We start from the raw sequence: 22,381 nt of genomic DNA on the forward strand, positions 1-22,381 counted from the left end.
GTATGAGCAATCTTTTCCGTGAAAACCTGCGACAACTCAGAGGACATCCCTCGGTAGAAGTACCGACGGACGACGTATTTAAACTGCCTGAAAAAGTGCTCCAGTTTGGTACGGGTGCATTCTTAAGAGGCTTGTCCGACTATTACATCGATAAAGCAAATCGTGAAGGTTTGTTTAACGGACGAATTGTGATCGTTAAGTCTACAGATGAAGGCGATCTCAAAGCCTTCGACAGACAGGATAACCTTTACACGATTTGTAGTCGTGGAATTAAAGATGGCAGGCTGGCTGAAGAAAACGTCATTTGTTCTGCGATTAGCAGGGTGCTTTCTGCCCGAACACAATGGTCGCTTGTACTTGATCTCGCACGAAACCCTGCAATCAGTGTCGTTATTTCCAATACTACCGAACTGGGTATACAGCTTTCGCCGGACGATATTTACCAATGGCCTCCACTCTCCTACCCGGGAAAACTGCTGGCATTTTTGTATGCCCGTTTCGTAGCATTCAGCGGTAGTCCGGATCATGGACTGGTGATCGTACCAACCGAGCTGATATCAGAAAATGGCTCCAAATTAGAGTCGATTGTGCTTGAACTGGCGCATCGCAACGGCCTCGAAAGTAACTTTATCGACTGGCTGGAACAGCATAATTCTTTCTGTAACTCCCTGGTAGACCGCATCGTACCCGGAAAGCCTGATGCTGTAACCAGAAAAGAAATTGAAGAAGAACTGGGTTATCAGGATGAGCTTTTGATCACCACAGAAATGTATAATCTTTGGGCTATTGAAGGCGACGAACGAGTGAAAGAAGTACTTTCCTTTGCACTGGCAGATGAAGGCGTTGTAATCCAGCCGGATATCAGTGTATATCGGGAAATGAAACTCAGGATTCTGAACGGAGCTCATACACTTGGCGGCGGACTGGCACATTTGTGTGGTTTCACTTCGGTACTCGAAGCGATGGAAGATCCTTATTTTTCAGATTTCCTGAGCACTTTGCTAGAGAACGAAATTTCACCTTCTCTCTCCTATCCTACCGACCCAGAAACCGCACCGGCATTCAGCAAATTGGTAATAGATCGTTTCAGAAATCCTCATATCGACCACAAATGGCTGAATATCACATCGAATTATTCTGCCAAACTGCTTTCACGGGTAATGCCATCTTTTGAAAGTTTTCAACAACTTTTTGGCAAAAATCCTGAATACATCACGTTCGGACTGGCAGCTTATATCTATTTCATGAAACCTACCCGAAAGGACGGAGATAATTTTTACGGGTTGAGCAATGGAAAACCCTATCTTATTCAGGATCCTAAGGCTGCTTACTTTCACCAGAAATGGCAAATCAAATCACTGCCTGATATGGTCGATGTTATTCTGAAGGATGCCGCCATCTGGGGAAAAGATCTTTCAAAAGCAGGGGCAACCAAAGAGAGTGTCGTCCTCTATCTGGAATGGATACGTGAGCAGGGAGCTATGGAGGCTTTGAGATCATTCCGAACTCATATTTACAAGACCCGAATTAACCATCCTGCCTTTCCGGACAGGGTTTAAAATCTATTACTCATTCTTTAATCTCAATTGCATTACATGGAAACCCAAATGACGAAATACCGCTGGCGAGTTGTGGCGCTTCTTTTCGCTGCAACAACAATCAATTATCTCGACCGGCAGGTACTCGGCTTGTTAAAACCGACTCTTGAAGCAGAATTTGCCTGGACAGAGTCTGATTTCAGTCATATCGTAATGGCTTTCCAAGCTGCGTACGCTATCTCTCTGATCGGTTTTGGAGCAATTATTGACAGAATCGGTACAAAATTAGGATACATTATTTCGGTGGTGGTATGGAGTATAGCCGCGGTGCTCCACGCCTTTGCCACCGGTACATTCAGTTTTGGTTTCATGCGTGCTTTGCTGGGACTTGGAGAAGCAGGTAACTTTCCGGTTGCGATTAAGGCTACAGCCGAGTGGTTCCCTAAGAAAGAACGTGCACTGGCTACCGGAATTTTCAATTCTGGTGCTAATATCGGAGCGGTAGTAGCGCCCATTATGGTTCCCTGGATTCTTGGCGCCTATGGCTGGGAAGAAGCATTTCTGATCACGGGAGCTGTAGGTTTTGTATGGCTGTTTTTCTGGATCAAATATTACGAGATACCCCAGAAACAACCACGTGCCAACGCCGCTGAAATTGAGTACATTCTTAGCGATAACGAAGTCGATACAAGCAAAGAAGCTCCTGTAAAATGGCTTGACCTTTTCAAAGTGCGCCAGACATGGGCTTTCGTTTTCGGAAAAATGCTTACCGACCCTATCTGGTGGTTTTTCCTCTACTGGTTGCCTTCTTATTTCGCAGAAGCTTTCAAACTTGATTTGTCAAAGCCAAGTCTTGAACTCGTAATCGTTTACACTGCCACCACGATCGGTAGCATCGGCGGAGGGTATCTTTCCGGATATCTGATTAACAAAGGATGGCCGATTTTCCGTGCAAGAAAAACTTCAATGTTTATATTTGCCCTACTTGTGATGCCGATTATGCTGGCACAGTACACCACAAATATCTGGCAGGCAGTATTCCTGATCAGTTTGGCGGCGGCGGCTCACCAGGCGTGGAGTGCTAATATTTTCACCACGGCATCCGATATGTTCCCTAAAAAGGCAGTGAGTTCTGTAGTAGGTATTGGTGGCATGGCTGGTTCAGTGGGTGGTATTTTGTTCCCGTTGACAGTTGGTATCATTCTTGACAATTACAAAGCCTTGGGTAATATAGGAGCTGGATACAATATTATTTTCATCATTTGCGGCTGTGCTTATTTACTTGCCTGGCTGGTGATGCATCTCTTTGCACCGAAGATGGAGCAGGTGAAAATCTAGCTGTTAGCTGTTAGCTGTTAGCTGTTAGCTGTTAGCTGTTAGCTGTTAGCTGTTAGCTGTTAGCTGTTAGCTGTTAAGAAAAGGCTTTTGTAAATTCATTCGTTCAATCATAACCTATAAAAATGAAAAAGACATTTCTGACTATTCTGTTTCTGGCGGTAATTCAACTGGTATCTTTTGCCCAGAGTGCTGACGAAAAGGCAGTAGCTGCAGCAGTAGAGAAACTGAAGATTGCTATCGTGGAGGCCAATGAGGCTGAATTGAATAAAATTACGTCCCCGAAATTGACCTACGGACATAGCAATGGCTTACTGGAAGACCAAAAGGAGTTTGTTCGTGCAATTGTCAGTGATGAATCGAATTTTACAAAAATTGACCTGAGTGAGCAAACGATTACAATCTCAGGCGATGTTGCGTTAGTTCGCCACAAACTGATCGGTGAAACGCATAACAAAGGTAAAGAGCCGGGAACAGTACGGCTTGGAGTTTTATTGGTATTTCAGAAAACCAAAGGCAGCTGGCTTCTGGTAGGCCGTCAGGCATTTAAGTTGCCCTAATAATTTGATTACCTATATTCACAAACCGGTTCATTGAGCCGGTTTGTTTTGTTTACATCCAATCCAGAACTTATAAAAAAACAGTTAAGGTATACAACCATTTGTTCACTTCGTGACTCTATCTTTCGTGGGTCTATCTTTGAACTTTACATGATGAAACGATATACTATACCGTCTTTGCTTTTATTTGTTGGTTTATCAGGGTGTGAAAATTTACAGCTTAAGGATAATTGCGAACAGTTATCGGAGATTTTAACTTCATCAGAATGTTATGACGCGTCAAAGGGGCTGATGCTGACTGCACTGCATGCCCGGGAAAACCGACGTATCAGTTGGGCAATTTCATTTCAGAAAGATACACTCGACAATACTTTATATGAAACCTTTATGACTATCTCTGATTCACGGAGCGTTGTCATTCCGGATAGTATATTAAAGGATTATCGTTTCATTTACGTAGGATACGTAGGAACAACACGTTGCAACTCGCCACTTGCCTATACCTTCGAATTACGATCTTCACCAGATTCAACCTGTAAGACGTGGCATTTTACTTCGAAGTTTGTTAAGGGAGATTAAGGCTATTGTATATACTCCGGAATATGGAAGTAGAAATAATCAATTCCCTTTAAAATACGAAACCACGCCAGTATAGTGTCCATTCAACTTTTTACCTGTATCATCTACAGCGTCAAAGTCGATTTTGTACGTATCGCCATTTCTATTCACAATCACTTTTCCGGCAATCAGTTTATTTTCATTCCCGGTTTTGGTGGTATAATTTACATTGAAGACAGTATAAGCATTCCCAAAGGTTTCCGGATTGGCAGTATCAAAGCCATCAAACTGATAAGTACCCGGTACCAACTCCCGCTCCGAACTGCTGAACATGGAAAAACTGAGTAAATGTCCTTTACCAACCAGTGAGTCGGGAACTTCATTTCGCCCTGCAATCGAGACATCCGGAGACATCAGATAAAGATGCAGGCTATAGCCTGAGTCACCTTCATTCATTTTACCATAACCCACCAGCGCAGCTTTGTCCAGCTCATACGACAGTCCTTCTTTCAGAATCTGGTTACGGGGTTCTATATCTTTATTCTTACAGCCACTAAAGAAAATAAGAACAGAAATCAATAAAAGAAACGGACTGGTAAAACGCATAAACTGCTGTCGGATCGTGCTATTTTTTGACTAAAAACGAACAGCATCCGGCCCGATCAGTCTTTCAATTCTGAGGCCGGATGCTGTTTCAATACAAAAATGCTCCAAATATTAGAGTTGACCGCGAGAGTCAGGTAAAATATTAATGTGTCGGCTTTTTCTGAGCAGGCGCCGAAGCGTGATACTTCTTCTGAATAATACCGGCGTAGTTATCCAGCAACTCCATCACCCTTTCCCTGCTTTTCGCCCTCACCACCAAACCTATATGGTAAGGTTCATCCATCCGCCATACAATTTCAGGATCACTGAATGGCGACAAATCAGGGTATTCCTGCTTTGTAAGTGATATGATAATGCCCGAATAATCCTTTCGTACCGGAGGTAGTTTATACCCCTCACCTCTTGCTTCTGCGGTTTCCATCTTAGCCCATTCTCTCCATAGATTAATGCCTGAAGAGGCATCTACCATTTCAGAAAGATGTGCTCCTCCCACCCTTGAAGAAGTTTCCAGAAAATAATATTTACCATCGTCGTGGCAACGGATCACCTCCGTGTGCGATGCACTATGCCTTAGTCCAAATGCTTTGAGCAAATCCACCGCCAATGTTTCCAGCGCATGTTCTTCTGATGAGTCAAACGGTACGGTTACCGATCTGAAAATTCCTCCGCCATGTGCGACATCAAAGGGTGGCGACAAATACTTACTGCTCCAAAGAAAAATAACTCTGCTATTGTAAGAAATGGAGTCAACGTGATATACATCTCCAGGCTTAAATTGCTCTACAAGATACGCATGCCGGTTATCTCCCAGGCTATGAATAGTTTCCCAAAGTTCTTCGGCATTATGCATTTTTTTTATACCTGTAGCTGATGCTTCAGACCTTGGCTTGATCATCCAGGGGCCCGGGTATTTTTCAATAAATGTATTAATCTGCTCGTCGTTGAAAAGAGCTGAAAACCCCGGAACCAGTATACCCGATTCAGCAGCTTTTGTCCGCATAGCCAGTTTATCTCTGAAATACCGTGCTGTCGTTTGCCCCATACCCGGTATCCGGAAATATTCTCTCAGATGAGCTGCTTTTTCAACATCAAAGTCATCCAATGCCACAATCCTGTCTACAGGCCGGCTTCTCATCACATAGGCCAGGCCAGTAATGATGTCATCCATATTGTAGCTACCATTTTCCTGCTCTTCTATGTAGAAGAATTCATCGACACTTTCTCTTGCCCAGGGTTTGTGCTCCAGTTTTTTAGCAGTGAGCAGAAAAACAGTGTTACCGGCACTTTTACAGGCTTTCAGGAAGTCATTCCCTTTAAAAAATGTCGAGATGCAAAGGAAGGTCAAAGTGTGGCTCATATAGTTGCGAATCGGTGAATAATGACATCAACTGTTTTTTCTCTCAGCTCATGCTTATTTTCTCAAATTCAACAAAAACTACCAGATACGCAAGCAAGAAGCCACATATTATACTGAATTAATATTCAGAAAACATTGAAGCTAGTTCCTCGCCGTCAGCGTATACAGGAACGCTCTCAGCAACCTTACACCATAAGCAGTTCCCGCTCTGCCGGGAGCAAATTCATTATCCCCAAATACGGTTCCCGCTATATCCAGATGGGCCCATGCCCCATGTGAAGCCGTAAATACTTCCAGAAACTTAGCAGCTACAATAGCTCCTGCCAATGGTTTTCCGTGGTAATTTTTAAGATCAGCTATATCCGACGAGATTTCCTCTTTGTACTCATCCCACACGGGCAGTCTCCACAACCTTTCACCTGTTTTTTCACCAGCGAGAGTCAGCTCACGCGCCAGATCATCGTTGGGCGTAAACAAACCTGCTGCCTCATATCCTAAAGTCTGGATGACGCTACCCGTCAAAGTTGCGAGGTCAATCAAAATATCCGGACTAAAATGCTTTACAGCATAAGCCAGGCCATCAGCAAGGATTAACCTGCCCTCTGCATCGGTATCAATTACTTCAATGGTTTTCCCGGCATACGATCCTATCACATCTCCCGGCTTCATTGCTGACCCATCTACACTGTTCTCAGTAGAAGGAATAATGCCAATCACCCGAACCGGTATCTGAAGCTGTGCTACTAACTCAACAATCCCTAATACGGCACCAGCCCCTCCCATGTCACTCTTCATCAGATGCATGTTGGCCGACGGTTTAATCGAAATACCGCCAGTATCAAATGTGACGCCTTTGCCCACAAACGCAACTGTTTTTTCATAATGAGGCGGCTTATAATCCGTAACAATCATCACAGGTGGAACATCACTTCCCTTACTCACTGCCAGCAAAGCATGCATGCCCATTTGTTGCAGATCTTTCTTGTCAAGGATTGTAACACCATAGTGATTGGCCTCACCAGAGTCCACTGCCCATTGCCCTAATGTTTGCGGCGTCTTGTAATTGGCAGGCGCATTCATCAGATCCATAATCCGTACTTGTACAGCGGCTGTTTTTTGAGCAAGATCAATGGCACGACCTGTTTCTTCTGAATCCTGTTCGCTCCATATATCAAGTTGTCCTTTTACACCAAAAAAAGGGCTTGGTAATTTAGGTTCAGACTTGTACAACTGTAAGTTGTAACCTGCCAATAAAATGCCGTTGACCGCAAGTTCTATCTCTTCAATTGAAAATATCCTCGCATCCAGGATAATATGAGCGGGCCACCTGTCTTTTCTCTTGAAAAATAAGGAACGGAATACCTTCAGCAGGTTAGGCAGCTTTAAGTCTTTTCCCAATCCCAGCCAAAGCTCCTGAGAGGAATACCACCATATTTCACCTTTTTCAGCCCTGAACATCGACTGATTGGAAGGCTCCTGCCCTTCTCTGAAAACCTTTATTATAAGTGTATCTTCCTCTGTATGATTTACCTGACGAATGATCATTGTGTATCTTTTAGTTTCTGACAAAACCAAAGCTAAAAATAGTGAAGGGATTTTTAGCTTATTTTTTTGCAAAGGCAACAGGTACAGCAGAATAATTCAGGAAGCAGGTGAGTACGTGACTGTGCATCACTTCTTTTTAAGCATATTTGTAAACCTTACAAAGACCCAAATTATACCTTTATGCCGCTCAATTATTTACCTAAAAATCATGTCGCTGCAAGTGCCCTACTATGTGGTTTACTTACATTTGGCAGCAACTGTTTTGCGCAACGCAACGAAACCAAAGCCAACGATTCCAACACACCTTTGCACCTGCTGCAACCTGATTATCCGGTTCCTTATGGCATCGTAAAAAAGGAAAATATCATTAATGACCTTAACCGTATTCATGGCTATCTGAGCAAGGTTACTCCCGCCGCTTTTGTCGATTCCAAGACAGGAAAGGCAGTGACAGATCTGACTAAAATTGACCAGAATACAGCTTTACAAAAAGGAGATTACCGTATTGTGAGCTACGAATGGGGCGTGACTTACGCTGCCATGCTGCTTGCAAGCAAAGTAACAGGAGATCCCAAATTCAAGGAATACTCCGATACACGACTGCAGTTCATCGCTGAATCCGTTCCATATTTCAAAAAAACGAGTCAGGAGCATGCTGACTGGGCCACTTCGGGTCCGTTACGCGGATTGGTAGACCCGCATGCGCTGGACGATTGCGGAGCGATGTGTGCCGCGATGATCAAAGCAACGCGTGATGGTAGCAAAGGAAACTTCCGACCGCTGATTGATAGCCATATTGATTACATTTTGAATAAAGAGCATAAGCTGAAAGACGGATCGCTGGCAAGAATGCGCCCTCAACCGAATACGATATGGCTCGACGACCTGTTTATGGCTGTACCCGCATTGGCTCAAATGGGAAAACTCACCGGTGAGAAAAAGTATTATGATGAAGCTGTAAAGCAGGTTTTACAGATTTCTGACAGAATGTTCAATAAAGAGAAGGGTGTATACATGCACGGTTGGGTAGAAGGCATGACCGAACATCCGCAGTTTCACTGGGCGCGCGCGAATGGCTGGGGAATCCTCACAAAAGTGGAACTACTGGATGTACTTCCTGCAAACCATCCGGGTCGTCCAAAAATACTGGCACTATTGAAAGCACATGTCAAAGGGCTGGCTTCTTACCAGTCCGGTTCAGGATTCTGGCACCAATTGCTTGATCGAAATGATTCTTATCTGGAAACTTCGGCAACGGCAATTTATGCTTATTCTATTGCTAAGGCTATTAACAACGGCTGGATAGATGGGCTGACCTATGCACCCATGACGCTTCTTGCATGGAATGCGGTGTCGACCAAAATCAATAAGGAAGGACAAGTTGAAGGTACCTGCGTAGGAACCGGAATGGGCTTTGATCCTGCATTTTACTACCACCGTCCTATCAGTCCGTATGCGGCACATGGCTACGGACCGGTTATCATGGCTGGTGCCGAAGTGATCACTTTATTGAACAACAAATCTTTTGAAATTAATGACAGCTCTGTTCAGTTACTTCAAAAAAAGTAATGTCCTGATTTGTTTTATACTAACCGGAATAGTTCAGAACGTAGTGGCCCAACCACTGCGTTTTGATTTTGGTACTGGTAAAACTGAAAAAGGATATACCCGCATCACACCTGAGGATAGCTATACCAGCGAAAAAGGCTATGGATTTCTCTCCGGCATACAGATTAAAAGTATCAGTCAAAAAGGGAAGGATCAGCTTCGCAATGATTATATAACAGCCGACTCGGCTTTTTTCTTTTCTGTAAAACTACCTGAGGGTAATTACGATATTCGTTTACTGACCGGTGATGCCAACGGCACCTCTCATACTACTGTGAAGGTAGAGTGCAGGAGATTAATGATTGAAGGCGTTGCGACTTCCAAAGGCGAATTTAAGAGTTCGGATTTTACGGTAAATCTGCGTTCTCCCAAAATCAATGAAACTGAAAAAATAGCGCTTAAACCACGCGAACTGGATTATCTCCACTGGGACGATCAGCTCACTTTTGAGTTTACCGGGAAACAGCCTAAGATTTGCACACTGGAAATCGTACCTAACGAAACGGCAAAAACCATTTTTCTTGCAGGAAACTCAACAGTGGTGGATCAGGCGAATGAGCCCTATGCATCGTGGGGACAAATGATTCCACGTTTTTTCCAGCCAGGTTCCGTTGTGGTTGCCAATTATGCTGAATCAGGAGAATCGCTCCGGAGTTTTAACGGTGCAAAAAGATCTGCCAAAATTTTCTCTCAAATGAAAAAAGGTGATTACCTTTTTATTGAGTTTGCTCATAACGACCAGAAACAGAAAGATCTTCAGCCCTTTGTAGGCTACAAAGCCTTGCTCGAAGGACTCATTGAACAAACACGGGCTAAAGGCGGAATTCCTCTACTGGTTACTTCTATGCACAGACGCAATTTTGATTCAACGGGACATATCATCAATACGCTGGGAGACTTTCCTGAGGCGGTCAGGCTCACTGCGAAAGAACACCAGGTAGCTCTTATTGATCTGAATGCCATGAGTAAAATCCTTTGGGAGACCCTGGGTGAAGAAGAATCGAAAAAAGCTTTTGTTCATGTAGCAGCCAATACCATCCCCGGCAGAAAGGATCCTATTGCAGACAATACGCATTTCAGTAACTACGGAGCCTATCAGCTGGCACGTTGTATCATTGAAGGCATCCGGAAAGCAGACAGTCAGCTTGCGTCTTATCTGGTGCCCGGAATTCCTGCCTATGACCCTGCTACACCTACGCCAATCGATACGTTCGATTTCCCGCAAAGCCCACTAGCGAATGCTGTGAAACCTGATGGTAATTGAACAAATGGCTTATTGTTTCAAAAACTTCAAAGACCGGGGCAGCTCTCCTTTCCCGGTTTCTATTTGTAAAAGATATAAACCGGGTTTAAGTTTTGAAACAGATATATTCCCCTTCTTTGTCTCAGCGTCTTTTATGTTTTGCTCTTTCATTACAACCTGACCGGAGACATCGTAAACGTAATAGGATTTGATGGATACATTTCCAGGTCCATTTTTCACTTTCACCATATACGCAACAGGATTAGGAGAAATATTTAAATCTTGCAATGCTTCCCTGCAATCGCTTTGCAGGATTCGGCTGTACATCACCTTGCCATCATCGGCATGTTCTGCAATACGGTAGTAAGTGAGCTGACCAGAATAAAGATTGGTAAAAGCATAATTTTGAGCAAGCGTGGTGCTTCCCGCAGCCTTTACAACACCAATAGCTTCCCACGAAATCCCATCATTACTTTTCTCAATTTCAAAATAATCGGCGTTCACCTCGGATGCGGTTCCCCAGTTCAATGCAACTCCTTCCAATCCACAATTTGCTTTTAAATAAGTAAATACCACAGGAAGCGGTGTATCCACTTTAGTTACAGTATTATTCCTGGTGATCAGCCAATAGTCAGGATCAATCACGGCAGTTTCTGCAGCAAAACCCAGGTTTTCAGTAAAAGTCTGACCATTTGAAGTGTGATTGGCAACGACAAGTTTTTCCTGCCCTGTAGTTGCGTTCCGGAACAAAACAGGTACAGGCAGCTGAAAAAAACTTACCGAACTGTGTGAGGTAGTTTGGCTGAGTTTAAACTGAACGGAAGAACCCGTTGGTGACCATTCCAATTGATAAGACGGATATCCCTGCCCTGTAAACCACTGGTCGAAAAAATAGGTCAGGTCTTTACCACTCGCCGCTTCCAGATGTGCTTTCAAGTGCTGGGTTCGGGCAAAATGAAAAACGAGCGACGGATCATCAATGTAATTGCGAACAGCATTGAAAAATACCTGATCCCCGAGAATCCAGCGAAGCATGTATAACAAATGGGATCCCTTATAATAGCTAAGCCTGCTGCTAAAAATGTGGCTCACATTGCTCACATCATCTACACGAACAGAACCACCAGCAGAATTAGTGATCAGATTTATTTCACCCTGTCTTCTTGTTCTGGTATCTGACGGATATTTATGCTCCATGTACATACTGGCTAAATGCGTTGCAAAACCCTCATTCAACCATATATCTTCCCAACTTCCACAAGTGATCTTATTTCCAAACCACTGATGCGCCAGTTCGTGCATCACCAGATTCTCACTCAGATTAAACATAAATGAGCTGGTTTGATGCTCCATACCTCCATTCCATCCAAACTGCACATGCCCGTATTTTTCATTCATAAAAGGATAAGTTCCGAACCAGTTGCTGAACAGTTGAAGTCCGTCCAGTGTATTTTGGGTTCCGGCCTGAAACGCTGCCAGGCTCTCCGGGTAACAATGTGTCTGCATCGGGAGCTGGGCTGAACCTATGGTAACGCTGTTATTAAATACCGTGTAATTGGTTACTGCGAAACATACCAGATAGCTGGCAATGGCATATTTGTGCTGCCAATGCGTCACGACCTTATTCCCGGCAACTGCTGTTTCGCTTTTCAGGACACCGTTGGCCGCAGCCTTGTATGCTGCAGGATGTGTAATGAATATGTCAATCCCGTTATCTGCCTTGTCATCCAATCCGTTTTTGCATGGCCACCAATCCCGGCTTCCGAATGGCTCGCTTAATGTCCACATCACCGGAACAGCCGGACTACCATGTGTTCTAAGGACAAAAGACCCATTGCCCGAACTTACGGGAGCGCCTTCATAAGTAATGCTGACAGAATCCAGTGTTCCAGCTGGCACATTGGACGGAAATGTAATTTGAAGCTCATCACCAGATTGGATAGAAGACAAAGTTGTTGATCGCTGAGTTACTTGTGAAACCGCTAATGCGCCGGAAAGGTCAAATGAAATAGAATTCCCCGCAGTGGTCATCACGTAATACGCCGTCAGTTTTCCTTTGATATAGTTCACCTCCGGATCTACCTCCCATTCCCCTCTGTAATATTTCACATCAAAATTAGAAGACGCCAGAGATGCCATACTTCTGGCAGATATCTGTTTCTCGTGACGGTGCATCTCTATGCGGGAAATATCTTCTGTCGATAAGTCCGCCATTGCCGGATCAACCAGGTGAGCGTCCTTTTGAGCCAATAAACAACTGTAAACAAAGAGATTAAAAATCAGTAGAATAGTGCGCATAGTGGATCGGATTTTGTCCTATAAAGATATACGATATTTCAAATTATGAATTGGTGAAAACAAAAAAACCGGTACCCTCAGGACTATCCCCAAAGTTACCGGTCACATAAGTTGTGCGAAAAAATCTAGTTTGCACCACCTTTTCGTGTTGCTTTCTGAGGCTGGGGCCATACTCCCGGCTCTCCTTTTGAATTGAGTGGCAAAATACTCTTCTCACGAGAGGTTTTAGCAGGATCTTCACTTGCCTGATAAGCCAGTATCGCCGCCAGAATTGCATTACTTCTTACATCGTCGAATACAATTTTGTCATACGTATCTCTGTTGGTATGCCAGGTATACGTTCCATACGACCAGTTCAGCGAGCTGAGTGAAAATGCAGGTGCTCCGGCAGCGACGAAAGAGGCAAAATCAGAACCTCCGGCACCCGGTGCACCAGGAAATTTGGTTTCGATCTGAGAACGGATTCCATCAGGTACTTTCGACAGCCAGCGACCCAGATACTCATATGAGTTCAGGAAACCCTGTCCGGCCATATTCACTACCCGGCCCGTTCCATTATCCTGATTGAATACTGCCTGAATATTATTAACAATTTCAGGATGATCTTCCACAAAAGCGCGGGAGCCATTCAGCCCTTGTTCTTCACTCCCCCAGTGTCCGACCAGAATAGTACGTTTAGGATTGGGGTATATTTTCTTTAAAATGCGCATCGCTTCCATCATCACGATCGTTCCGGTTCCGTTGTCCGTTGCTCCTGTTCCGCCATCCCACGAATCGAAATGCGCCGAAAGAATTACGTACTCGTCCGGTTTTTCACTCCCTTTAATCTCTGCAATCGTATTGAAAGTAGGAACCATTCCCAATTCCTTTGAATCGGCTTTTACACTTATTTTAGGCGTATTTCCGGATTCGGCCAGACGATACAGCAGACCATAATCTTCAAGCGAAATATCCACGGTCGGGATTTTTTTTGTATTGGCACCAAAAATTTTGTTAGCCCCGAATCCCTTAGACCAATACGACATCACGATACCAGCCGCCCCCGCTTTCTCCAATGCTCCCGGTAAAGTACGTCCGTTCAGTCCTGTTTTTGCAATTCGTTTTGTCCATGCCTCAGTCTGCAAGTCACGGTTCTTTTTCATTTTTTCAAATGACTCTTCAGTTGCAAATTCTTTCCAGTTGTAATCCGGGCGCCCTGTTGGCTGATTCATACTGATCATCACAAACTTACCTTTCACAGAAGGTAACCATTTTTGAAAAGCAAGAGAATCTGCAAGGTCAGGAATGATTACAACCTCGGCGGTAACGGTTTTCCCGCCTGTACCCGGACTCCATGCGAGTTGCATTCCTTCCAGCGATTTCACGCGGGGTGCAACCATATCAATGTGCGAAGCGCCACGCTCCCAGCCTCTCCATTCGCCCCATTTTTCATTTTTGGCTGAAATATTCCAGCCTTTATATTTCGCAATGGCCCAATCATTGGCCTGTTGCATTTGAGGAGATCCTACCAATCGCGGACCTACTACATCCATCAACTCATGCGCAAGTTTTTCCAGCTGAGAATTTTCGGTTGCTTCCTTCACAATACCATCAATTACTGCATCATTTTTTTGCGCAAAAGCATAGCCAGTTGACAGTAGAGCAGCCACCATCAGCGAACAGGATATTTTCTTCATAAATTTATTAAGGATTAGTTGTGATGACCGAAATTAAAAAATATGACTCACGAAACCTTTTTATACCAAAACATTCGAACGGAATCCGATAATAGTACCAAAACAAAATCAAATCCTCCTTTCAGTTTAAATCATATTTTAATCAAGAAAATCACCAAACTTTGCAACAAGTACAAAAGATTTGTGGTAAACCATATATAGACTTTCAGCATTTTACCGTTGGCAGTTTATACGTAATAAGTACATCTAAATACCAAAACCGGTTACTGCTTGCATTCAACTTTACAGGAAAACTTCCATAATAAAGTATTACCTCAAACCATGTAAAAATGAAAGAGCAGCTCCGTACCATACTAGCCACATCCACAGGTCTTCCTACATCTTCCATCACTGACAACGCAAGTCTTACACATGACCTGGGTCTGGACAGCCTTGATACTGTTGATATTGTCCTGCAAATGGAAGATCAGTTCAAGGTGAGTATTCCCGATGACGACTATCCGAAGCTTCAAACAGTGGGTGCTATATACGAATACCTACAGCATAAAATAGCCGTAACCGCTTAGTTACAGACCTATATATCCCGGAGGACTTCAGCTTTTCCGGGAATTTTCACAAATCAAATCCTTTGCCGCTTACTTTTGCATTCTTTGTATCAGTACATTTAAGAATGCTTTCGCGAATTATTCAATTCATATTTTTTGCCAACTACTTTGTAGGATTTCTGGCAGTAGCACTTTCGGTTGAAACTGTTTTTCAGCTGAGTTTGCCTCTGGCATCTCCTGCCTATTACATTCTCCTTTTTGCAGCAACAGTTTTGTATTATACCTACGCCTATTCCGGAGCTGCAACGTCACCAGCATCTCAGAACCCCCGGACGGAATGGTATAGAACCCACAGATCGTTCACCCGACTTACCCAGATTGTATTTCTTTGTATTTGTATTCTGTCAGCAGGCTTTTTGCTTTATCAGTACCTTCCATCAATACTAAGTCTTCCTATATATTATTGGATCCTGCTTGTAAGTATTCCCATAGCGGCATTACTGTATTACGGCCTCCTACCAAGTTCATTTAATTTGCGCAATACAGGTTGGTTGAAAGCATTTGTCATTGGTTTTGTATGGGCGGGTTCGGTTAATTTCATTCCTGTAACGATGGCGCATATTCAATATGGAGTGGAAGTGGCTCAACCTGACTTCATGTTGTGGCTTTTCCTGAAAAACTGGATGTTTTGTACGGTCAATGCCATCATGTTCGACATTAAGGATTATGAAGACGATTCTAACCGACAATTGAAAACTTTTGTGGTACGATTCGGACTCTATCAAACGATATTTTTTGTCATCATTCCATTACTACTCGTAGGAATAATTTCTTTACTTATATTTACTCACTTCAAAAATTTCAGTGCCGTTGTGATCGGGATAAATCTGATACCATTTTTGAGTTTACTGTATGTAGCTTATGCATTACAGCAACCCAAAAAAATACTGTATTATCTAATCGTGATTGATGGTCTGTTACTTTTGAAGGCCATATGCGGGATAGCAGGAATTATGTTACTCCGTACATTGAGCTGACATTCACATACACACCTATATGAACAATAATTACGACCCTATCGCCAGTCATTATGACCGGCTCAGCAGGATCATTTTCGGACGGAACCTGATCCTTTCACAAACCTGTCTCCTACAACATATTCCCTCCAATAGCTCAATCCTGATTGTAGGGGGAGGTACGGGATGGATTCTTTCGGAACTGGCAAAAACACATACTTCCGGACTACGGATTACCTATGTTGAGATATCCGAGAAAATGATTAATCTGGCCAAAAAGCGCAATAATGGCAAGAATAGCATTGAATTCGTGAATCTCGCAATTGAAGCTTACGATACAAATCAGACTTTCGATATTATTATCACGGCCTTTCTGTTCGATAATTTTGGAGAAGAGAAAGTGAAGCTGGTTTTCGACAAACTTTCACAACTACTTACTGTTCACGGAAAATGGCTCTTTGCCGACTTCCACATTGACGAGAAAAAAAGTCATTGTTGGCAACGGGTTTTGTTAAAAGCGATGCTATATTTTTTCAGGGTAATCTGCCATATTGAATCGAGACATCTGGTGCCGGTGAAAACGCTTTTTGCTCAAAACAAATTCCGGGGAATGTACGTCTATCAGCGTATGTATGGCTTCATCAAATCTTATGTTTACGTTAGGATTTCGCCGGAGTAAGAAGCAGGTTTATGAATCTACGCACAATTGCCATTGAAACCGCTAAAATTCTGGCTGGGTTTACCATAATCACTTTTGAGGTAGCATTGACGTCTTCACTTTTTAGCGGAGATTCACTTAATGATGCTCTGATTTACTGTAAAGATGACTTTTTTGTAAAAAGAAAGGCCTTACGGTACTTGCTGATTGCTATTTTTCTCGGTATATACAGAGCATGGAGATTACGAGATAGTCAAGAATAGTACAGGCCTGGCTCCTATTTTCATTCTCTTCTCAAATATTATTTCACACCTTCATCAACATTTTCACCAGAATGAAACATTTAAAATTCAGCAACTTCGCTATTCATTCACTAAAATTTTTTCTAATTTTTGTCACCGGTAGTTTCTTTTCTAAAGTAATATACGATTGGATTAAGGGAAACCCCTTCGAAGTTCTTTATGCCCATTGGTTAACAAATGCACTAGGTATGTCGAAAATGATTGGTTACACGACAGGGAGTATACTTTATGGTTTGTTAATGGCAAGAAGGGATGCCCGTAAGAGTCAATAACTCTACAACTTCTATACATGGAAATACATTCAAAATTCTAAGCATACGCCTGATTATGGCAACTTAGAGTTTTTGATTTTTGTCAGATCCACATGTTTCAGGCTCTGAGAAGCCCGTTTTACATGTAACAAGTTTAATAGATTATTGGCTATCAAAAGTCACCCGGCCAAAGCACTCCTTCTCCTGAAAATATGTCGTTCATTAAAAACCACGATGGATAACAGGATCAGTGAATAAGCGACCATCTGAAACTGATTGATCGGTTCGTGAAAGTAAAATAGCGCTATGCTGAAATTCATCAGCGGATTGATATACAGCATAATACCCATTGTTGATGAATTGACTCCCTGCAATGCATAAAGGTTCATAAACAACGGCAGTATTGTAAATAGCACCGCGATAAGGGCTATAAATCCATAAAATACGGGATCAGAAGGCAACGGTGCGCTGTAAACAGGATAAAAAGGTAAAAGTAACAATGCCGAAAAAGAGATTTGCACCGTCAATATCAAAAATTTATCAATCCCAAAGTTTTTCCTTTGTGTCACCAGATACAAAGCGTAAGAAAAGGCCACAATCATGCTGTACGCCACATCAGCTATGTTATTAAAAGACAATAGCAGGCAACTAATCACACTAAGCGCGACTGCTACCCACTGCCATTTACTAAGCTTTTCCTGCAAAACGAAAAAGGCAATGACGGTAGTGAGAATCGGGCAAACCAGATATGCAAATGAGGCAGCTTTTACGCTGATATGATTCATTACGTAAATAAAGAAAAACCAGTTGGCTGTCAGCAATATACCACCACCGAGAGTTCTTTTTATCAGGCTCTGCTGTTCTCTCTTCGGCATAGCCCTGATTAGTTCAATACTTTTCTTCAATACCTGAATCCTGATAACAAAACTGATAACCAGCATGATGACCGCACATAAGAACACGCGATAAAACAGAATATCAAGGGAGGGATAATCGTGTAACGGTTTCAGTGCGAGACTGAAAAAGCCCCAGATCATGAATGAAAGAAAGGCGATCAGATAATACTTGTACAACTTCATGAGAAAAAACTTTTATTTGCAGCGGAGCCCGGTTCAAATCAAACAGCGTCACGAAAGGTCAGGTTCACAGATCTTAGATTTATGTGTAAAAATTGGATAAAACCTCGCTGACAAATGAACCAACCCTATTGTTTTTCACTTGTTTATTGACCGACATTCAACTTTAAAATATGCCAGCTTCCGATATCCGCCTTATTGCCACCGACATGGACGGCACTCTTTTGAATTCAAAACATGAGCTTAACGATTCATTTGTGCCGGTTTTCAAAAAAATAAAAGAGCAGGGAATTGTATTCGTTGCTGCCAGCGGAAGGCAATATTACAACTTGTTGAAGGCTTTGGATGAAGTCAAAGATGAAGTAATTTTCGCTGCTGAAAACGGAAGTTATGTAGTATTCCGTGACGAAGAAATCCATGTGCAGCCTGTGGAGCATGAAATAGTGAGAGATTTAATCAGGATATCTAAAAGTATCCCTCACACTTTCCCGATCATCTGTGGAAAAAAGAAAGCATATGTTCAGAATTCGGAGCCGGAGTTTATCAGTCAGCTGGAATTGTATTTTGAACGTTATGAAATCGTTGAAGACCTGCTGAAAGTCGAAGACGACCAGTTTTTGAAATTCACCTTATGTGACCTCACAGGTTCAGAAGCGAATAGTTATCCTCATTACAAACACCTGGAAAATTCGCTTAAAGTGAAGGTATCCGGGCCGATCTGGCTTGATATATCTCACCCATTGGCGAACAAGGGAGTAGCCATGGATGTATTGCAAAAGAAATTCGGCGTTACGTTTGAGCAAACCATGGTTTTCGGAGATTACTTCAATGACCTGGAAATGCTGCAAAAAGGCTATTACTCGTATGCGATGGCCAATGCGCACGAAGACATCAAAAAAATCGCCCGCTTCATAGCTAAAAGCAATGATGAGAATGGTGTGGTAGAAGTGCTGAGTGCGCTGGTTAATGGAGTTGAGGTTACACAGAGATAAAGGAGAAAAGGAAGAGGAACACAGAGAAAAGAAAAATTAGCATATCTTTTTCCCTTCGTGAACCTCTGTGTCTACAAAAATTCAACAGCAATATTTCACGCAAAGAAAGAGAAGGAAAAAACACGCAACGGCCGCCAAGGCATTTCTGAAAGATATATTGAAAAAAGGTACACAGCGAATAATTCAATTCTCTGTGTACCTCATAGTTTCTCTGCGGAACTCTGTGTTCTAAAAACCCGGGAAACCAATATTTCACGCAAAGACCGATAAGTTTTCCGTAAAGCATGCAGTGAATTCTCTGCGTTCTTTGCGTGAGATCTTTCACCTACTCTGTGAAACTCTGTGTCCCTGAAAACCCTATTTCCCTGTAAACTTCTTAAATACCGAACTCGCAACGTGTCCGCCGAAGCCGAAAGTATTGTTCAATACATAATTTACAGTCTGATATACCGGCTTACCTAGTGCAATGTTTAAACCGGCAGGAATATTTTCATCCAGATTTTCAGTATTGATCGTGCCCGGAATAACGTCATTTTTAACAGCCAGAATACTGATGATACTCTCAGCAGCTCCAGCAGCTCCAAGCAGGTGTCCGGTCATGGATTTGGTTGCTCCCACCACAACAGGATGATCACCAAAAACACGCTTTATACCGTTGAGTTCGCTCATGTCACCAAGTCCGGTTGACGTTGCGTGCGCATTTACATAATCAATTTTATCCGGTGTTATACCTGCATCTTTCAACGCATTGGCCATACCCAAATAGGCACCCAAGCCATCCGGCGGTGTTCCTGTAAGGTGATATGCATCGGCAGCCATTCCGCCTCCGATCATTTCAGCATAAATAGTTGCGCCACGTTCCAATGCATGGTCAAGCTCTTCCAGTACCAATGCTCCCGCTCCTTCTCCCATTACAAAACCATCGCGGTCTTTATCGAATGGGCGGGAAGCGGTCTGAGGATCATCATTTCTTTTTGACAAAGCCTGTGCCGAACTGAAACCACCCAACGACGAGTGCGTAATAGCTGCTTCTGAACCTCCGGCGATCATAATAGTAGCCTTTCCCAAACGAATCGTATCAAATGCTGCTATAATGGCATTGTTCGATGAAGCGCAGGCAGAAACAGTACAGTAGTTCGGACCGTGCAATTTATGGCGGATAGAGACAACACCCGCCGCTATGTCCACAATCATTTTAGGGATAAAAAACGGACTAAATCTTGGAGTGCCGTCACCAGTGTGAAACTCACGAAGCTGATCTTCGAATGTCCCGATACCACCATTTCCACTACCCCAGATCACCCCCACTTCGTGGCGCTCTTCTTCGGTCATTTGAGAAAAGTCCAGCCCTGCGTCTTTGATCGCCTCATCAGAAGCTACAATCGCATATTGAGTAAAAGTGTCGTACTTTTTTAGTTCTTTTTTATCAATAAACTCTTCAGCATTGAAGTTTTTTACTTCACAAGCGAAATGTGTTTTAAATTTCGAAGTATCAAACTTGGTGATAGGTCCTGCGCCGCTTTTACCGGCAAGAATATTCTCCCAAAATTCATTTACTGTATTGCCCAGTGGCGTCAACGCCCCCAGACCGGTTACAACGACTCTTTTCATTTGATAAGGATTTTCTGCACAAGGCCGAAAACTGTTTAGCTTGGTTAATTCTGTTTTATTCCGCGCAAAAATATTCAATCCTTGCACTTTTCTATGTACAAAGATTTTTTTACTTCAAAAGAATGCTATTAAACAGCCGGTTACAGTGGACTGATCATCGCCGGTATTGAACCCTATTTGCATATAAAAACACAGATCAACCTATCGGATTCATCGCCTGTAAAGCATCCTCAGGTGACGATAGTGCCAGATGGTATACATCTGCGGTCCGCCCAACATGAATTTCAAAGAGATCATTGCCTAGCGCATGCAAAAATGCATCTGCTACCTCCTGAGGGGGAATTCCATTTGCTCCTCCAATCTCTGATGAAAATGTTGTGTTTACCAGCGGAGGCATCAACTCAAATACTTTCACTCCGGAGGTTCTTTCAAGCAGGATTCTCAATGACTGGCTATAGGAATGCAAAGCTGCTTTGCTCGCTCCGTAGGTTGCCATGGTATGATTAGGAACAAAAGCCACAATGCTTGAAACATTTACTATAGCCGCTTCGGTATTACTCTTCAAAATTGGCAACAACTTTTCGTTCAGTCTGATGATCGACAGATAATTGGTTAGCATTTCCTCACCCGCTTTCTCCGCAGCATTTCCTGATGTTAGTGTATTCACATAAGCCTGACCAGCATTGTTAATTACCATATTCAGATCAGGGAAATCTGTAGTCAACTTCACAGCCAGCTTGTTGATATCGTCAATCTTGGTTACATCGCATACGATACCTGTCACCCCTGAAAGAGCCACTAAAGCTTTATCCATTCTTTCAGTATTCCGACCTGTGATAATCACCCGATTACCATTTTCAGAAAGTGTACGAGCCAGCTCAAATCCAATTCCTGCGCTACCTCCTGTTATTAATATTGTATTTCCTGTTGTTTTCATTTTGATGTTATGCTATTGGTATATTCTTTATTACTGCAGTGATCATTGACCCAATGTCATGAGCAAACAGGTACTAACGCCGTGTGCATATATGGTTCCGTTCTCATCCACCAGTTGTGCTTCTACGAGTGCAGTACGGCTACCGGTATGAATTGCTTTCCCAACTGCTTTCAACTCTCCGGATCTGATAGTAACCGCCTTCAGGAAATTCACTTTCAATTCCAATGTTGTATAACCGGTTCCGGCGGGTAGCATCGAATGAAGTGTGCAACCCATAGCTGTATCCAGTATTGCTGAAATGACGCCGCCGTGTACTGTACCGATAGCATTGTAATGGAATTCCTGTGGCACAAATGAAAAGACTGCCCTTCCTTTTTCAACTTGTTCGGCATGAAAGTCGAGCGCCGTCAAAAGCGGCGGCAGAGGTAATTCCCCAGCCTTTATTTTATCGAAATATTCTAATCCTGACAGTTGTAAAGCCTCAGATGCTCCTTTCAAAGGATCTTCCCATACTATATTTCTTTCTCTTATTTGTTCACTCATAATTAATACCGATCGGTATATTTTTAGTTAAAATTTTTTGTTTACAAATTACTAGTGATGCGTTAACTTTTAAAAAATTCTTATAACACGTTGTAAATAAATTAATTATGAACGTTCTTTGATTTT

19 protein-coding genes are annotated in these 22,381 nt (G+C 42.9%); 10 read left to right on the forward strand and 9 right to left on the reverse strand.

Annotated features, from left to right (window positions below; translation table 11 throughout):
* Positions 1-2: 2 nt before the first annotated feature.
* From DSL64_RS25590 to DSL64_RS28865, 4 genes are all read left to right on the forward strand, one after another.
* Complete coding sequence (locus DSL64_RS25590; protein WP_115833804.1) at positions 3-1,559, forward strand: tagaturonate reductase; 1,557 nt, start codon at positions 3-5, stop codon at positions 1,557-1,559.
* Between the two features lie 36 nt (positions 1,560-1,595).
* On the forward strand, positions 1,596-2,876 hold the full coding sequence (locus DSL64_RS25595; RefSeq protein ID WP_115833805.1) for an MFS transporter: 1,281 nt from the start codon (positions 1,596-1,598) through the stop codon (positions 2,874-2,876).
* Positions 2,877-2,998: 122 nt separating this feature from the next.
* Positions 2,999-3,433 (forward strand): nuclear transport factor 2 family protein, encoded by a 435-nt coding sequence (locus DSL64_RS25600; RefSeq protein ID WP_115833806.1) that lies wholly within the window; start codon positions 2,999-3,001, stop codon positions 3,431-3,433.
* Positions 3,434-3,724: 291 nt separating this feature from the next.
* Positions 3,725-4,012 (forward strand): hypothetical protein, encoded by a 288-nt coding sequence (locus DSL64_RS28865; RefSeq protein ID WP_147300419.1) that lies wholly within the window; start codon positions 3,725-3,727, stop codon positions 4,010-4,012.
* 39 nt (positions 4,013-4,051) lie between these two features.
* On the opposite strand, the gene DSL64_RS25605 is transcribed toward DSL64_RS28865, so the two are convergent.
* The 3 genes from DSL64_RS25605 to DSL64_RS25615 all read right to left on the reverse strand — a co-directional run bounded on the left by DSL64_RS25605 (position 4,052) and on the right by DSL64_RS25615 (position 7,499).
* A complete protein-coding gene (locus DSL64_RS25605) occupies positions 4,052-4,597 on the reverse strand; it encodes a hypothetical protein (protein ID WP_115833807.1) in 546 nt (181 codons plus the stop codon).
* A gap of 142 nt (positions 4,598-4,739) precedes the next feature.
* Positions 4,740-5,954 carry an ATP-grasp domain-containing protein gene (locus tag DSL64_RS25610; protein WP_115833808.1) on the reverse strand — a complete coding sequence of 405 codons (1,215 nt, stop codon included), beginning with the start codon at positions 5,952-5,954 and terminating at the stop codon, positions 4,740-4,742.
* A 141-nt stretch (positions 5,955-6,095) separates the two neighbouring features.
* Positions 6,096-7,499 carry a leucyl aminopeptidase family protein gene (locus DSL64_RS25615; RefSeq protein WP_115833809.1) on the reverse strand — a complete coding sequence of 468 codons (1,404 nt, stop codon included), beginning with the start codon at positions 7,497-7,499 and terminating at the stop codon, positions 6,096-6,098.
* 180 nt (positions 7,500-7,679) lie between these two features.
* Between DSL64_RS25615 and DSL64_RS25620 the strand changes: the two genes are divergently transcribed.
* The gene (locus DSL64_RS25620; protein WP_115833810.1) at positions 7,680-9,068 is read left to right on the forward strand and encodes a glycoside hydrolase family 88/105 protein; all 1,389 of its coding nucleotides are present in this window, start codon (positions 7,680-7,682) and stop codon (positions 9,066-9,068) included.
* Positions 9,034-10,371, forward strand: a complete 1,338-nt coding sequence (locus tag DSL64_RS25625; protein ID WP_115833811.1) for a rhamnogalacturonan acetylesterase — start codon at positions 9,034-9,036, stop codon at positions 10,369-10,371. Before DSL64_RS25620 ends, DSL64_RS25625 begins: the two co-directional genes overlap by 35 nt.
* A gap of 9 nt (positions 10,372-10,380) precedes the next feature.
* Here the strand turns inward: DSL64_RS25625 and DSL64_RS25630 are convergent, their stop codons facing one another.
* Positions 10,381-12,648, reverse strand: coding sequence for a M1 family metallopeptidase (locus DSL64_RS25630; RefSeq protein WP_115833812.1), 2,268 nt, complete (start codon positions 12,646-12,648; stop codon positions 10,381-10,383).
* Between the two features lie 125 nt (positions 12,649-12,773).
* Positions 12,774-14,324: a M20/M25/M40 family metallo-hydrolase gene (locus tag DSL64_RS25635; protein ID WP_115833813.1), complete on the reverse strand. Its 1,551-nt coding sequence runs from the start codon at positions 14,322-14,324 to the stop codon at positions 12,774-12,776.
* A 329-nt stretch (positions 14,325-14,653) separates the two neighbouring features.
* On the opposite strand from DSL64_RS25635, the gene DSL64_RS25640 reads away from it, so the two are divergent.
* From DSL64_RS25640 to DSL64_RS25650, 3 genes are all read left to right on the forward strand, one after another.
* Positions 14,654-14,890, forward strand: a complete 237-nt coding sequence (locus DSL64_RS25640; RefSeq protein WP_115833814.1) for an acyl carrier protein — start codon at positions 14,654-14,656, stop codon at positions 14,888-14,890.
* Positions 14,891-14,994: 104 nt separating this feature from the next.
* Positions 14,995-15,906, forward strand: a complete 912-nt coding sequence (locus DSL64_RS25645) for a UbiA family prenyltransferase (RefSeq protein ID WP_115833815.1) — start codon at positions 14,995-14,997, stop codon at positions 15,904-15,906.
* A gap of 19 nt (positions 15,907-15,925) precedes the next feature.
* On the forward strand, positions 15,926-16,564 hold the full coding sequence (locus tag DSL64_RS25650; RefSeq protein WP_115833816.1) for a class I SAM-dependent methyltransferase: 639 nt from the start codon (positions 15,926-15,928) through the stop codon (positions 16,562-16,564).
* Positions 16,565-17,275: 711 nt separating this feature from the next.
* Here DSL64_RS25650 and DSL64_RS25665 read toward each other — a convergent pair.
* Positions 17,276-18,175, reverse strand: a complete 900-nt coding sequence (locus tag DSL64_RS25665; RefSeq protein ID WP_115833819.1) for an EamA family transporter — start codon at positions 18,173-18,175, stop codon at positions 17,276-17,278.
* A 170-nt stretch (positions 18,176-18,345) separates the two neighbouring features.
* On the opposite strand from DSL64_RS25665, the gene DSL64_RS25670 reads away from it, so the two are divergent.
* Positions 18,346-19,164 (forward strand): HAD family hydrolase, encoded by an 819-nt coding sequence (locus tag DSL64_RS25670; protein WP_115833820.1) that lies wholly within the window; start codon positions 18,346-18,348, stop codon positions 19,162-19,164.
* Positions 19,165-19,521: 357 nt separating this feature from the next.
* Here the strand turns inward: DSL64_RS25670 and fabF are convergent, their stop codons facing one another.
* The 3 genes from fabF to DSL64_RS25685 all read right to left on the reverse strand — a co-directional run bounded on the left by fabF (position 19,522) and on the right by DSL64_RS25685 (position 22,255).
* The gene (fabF, locus tag DSL64_RS25675) at positions 19,522-20,775 is read right to left on the reverse strand and encodes a beta-ketoacyl-ACP synthase II (protein ID WP_115833827.1); all 1,254 of its coding nucleotides are present in this window, start codon (positions 20,773-20,775) and stop codon (positions 19,522-19,524) included.
* A 196-nt stretch (positions 20,776-20,971) separates the two neighbouring features.
* Complete coding sequence (locus DSL64_RS25680; protein ID WP_115833821.1) at positions 20,972-21,712, reverse strand: SDR family oxidoreductase; 741 nt, start codon at positions 21,710-21,712, stop codon at positions 20,972-20,974.
* A gap of 42 nt (positions 21,713-21,754) precedes the next feature.
* The gene (locus DSL64_RS25685) at positions 21,755-22,255 is read right to left on the reverse strand and encodes a PaaI family thioesterase (RefSeq protein WP_115833822.1); all 501 of its coding nucleotides are present in this window, start codon (positions 22,253-22,255) and stop codon (positions 21,755-21,757) included.
* Positions 22,256-22,381: the final 126 nt, after the last annotated feature.

The sequence above is a fragment of the Dyadobacter luteus genome (assembly GCF_003383615.1).
GTDB classification, from domain to species: domain Bacteria; phylum Bacteroidota; class Bacteroidia; order Cytophagales; family Spirosomataceae; genus Dyadobacter; species Dyadobacter luteus.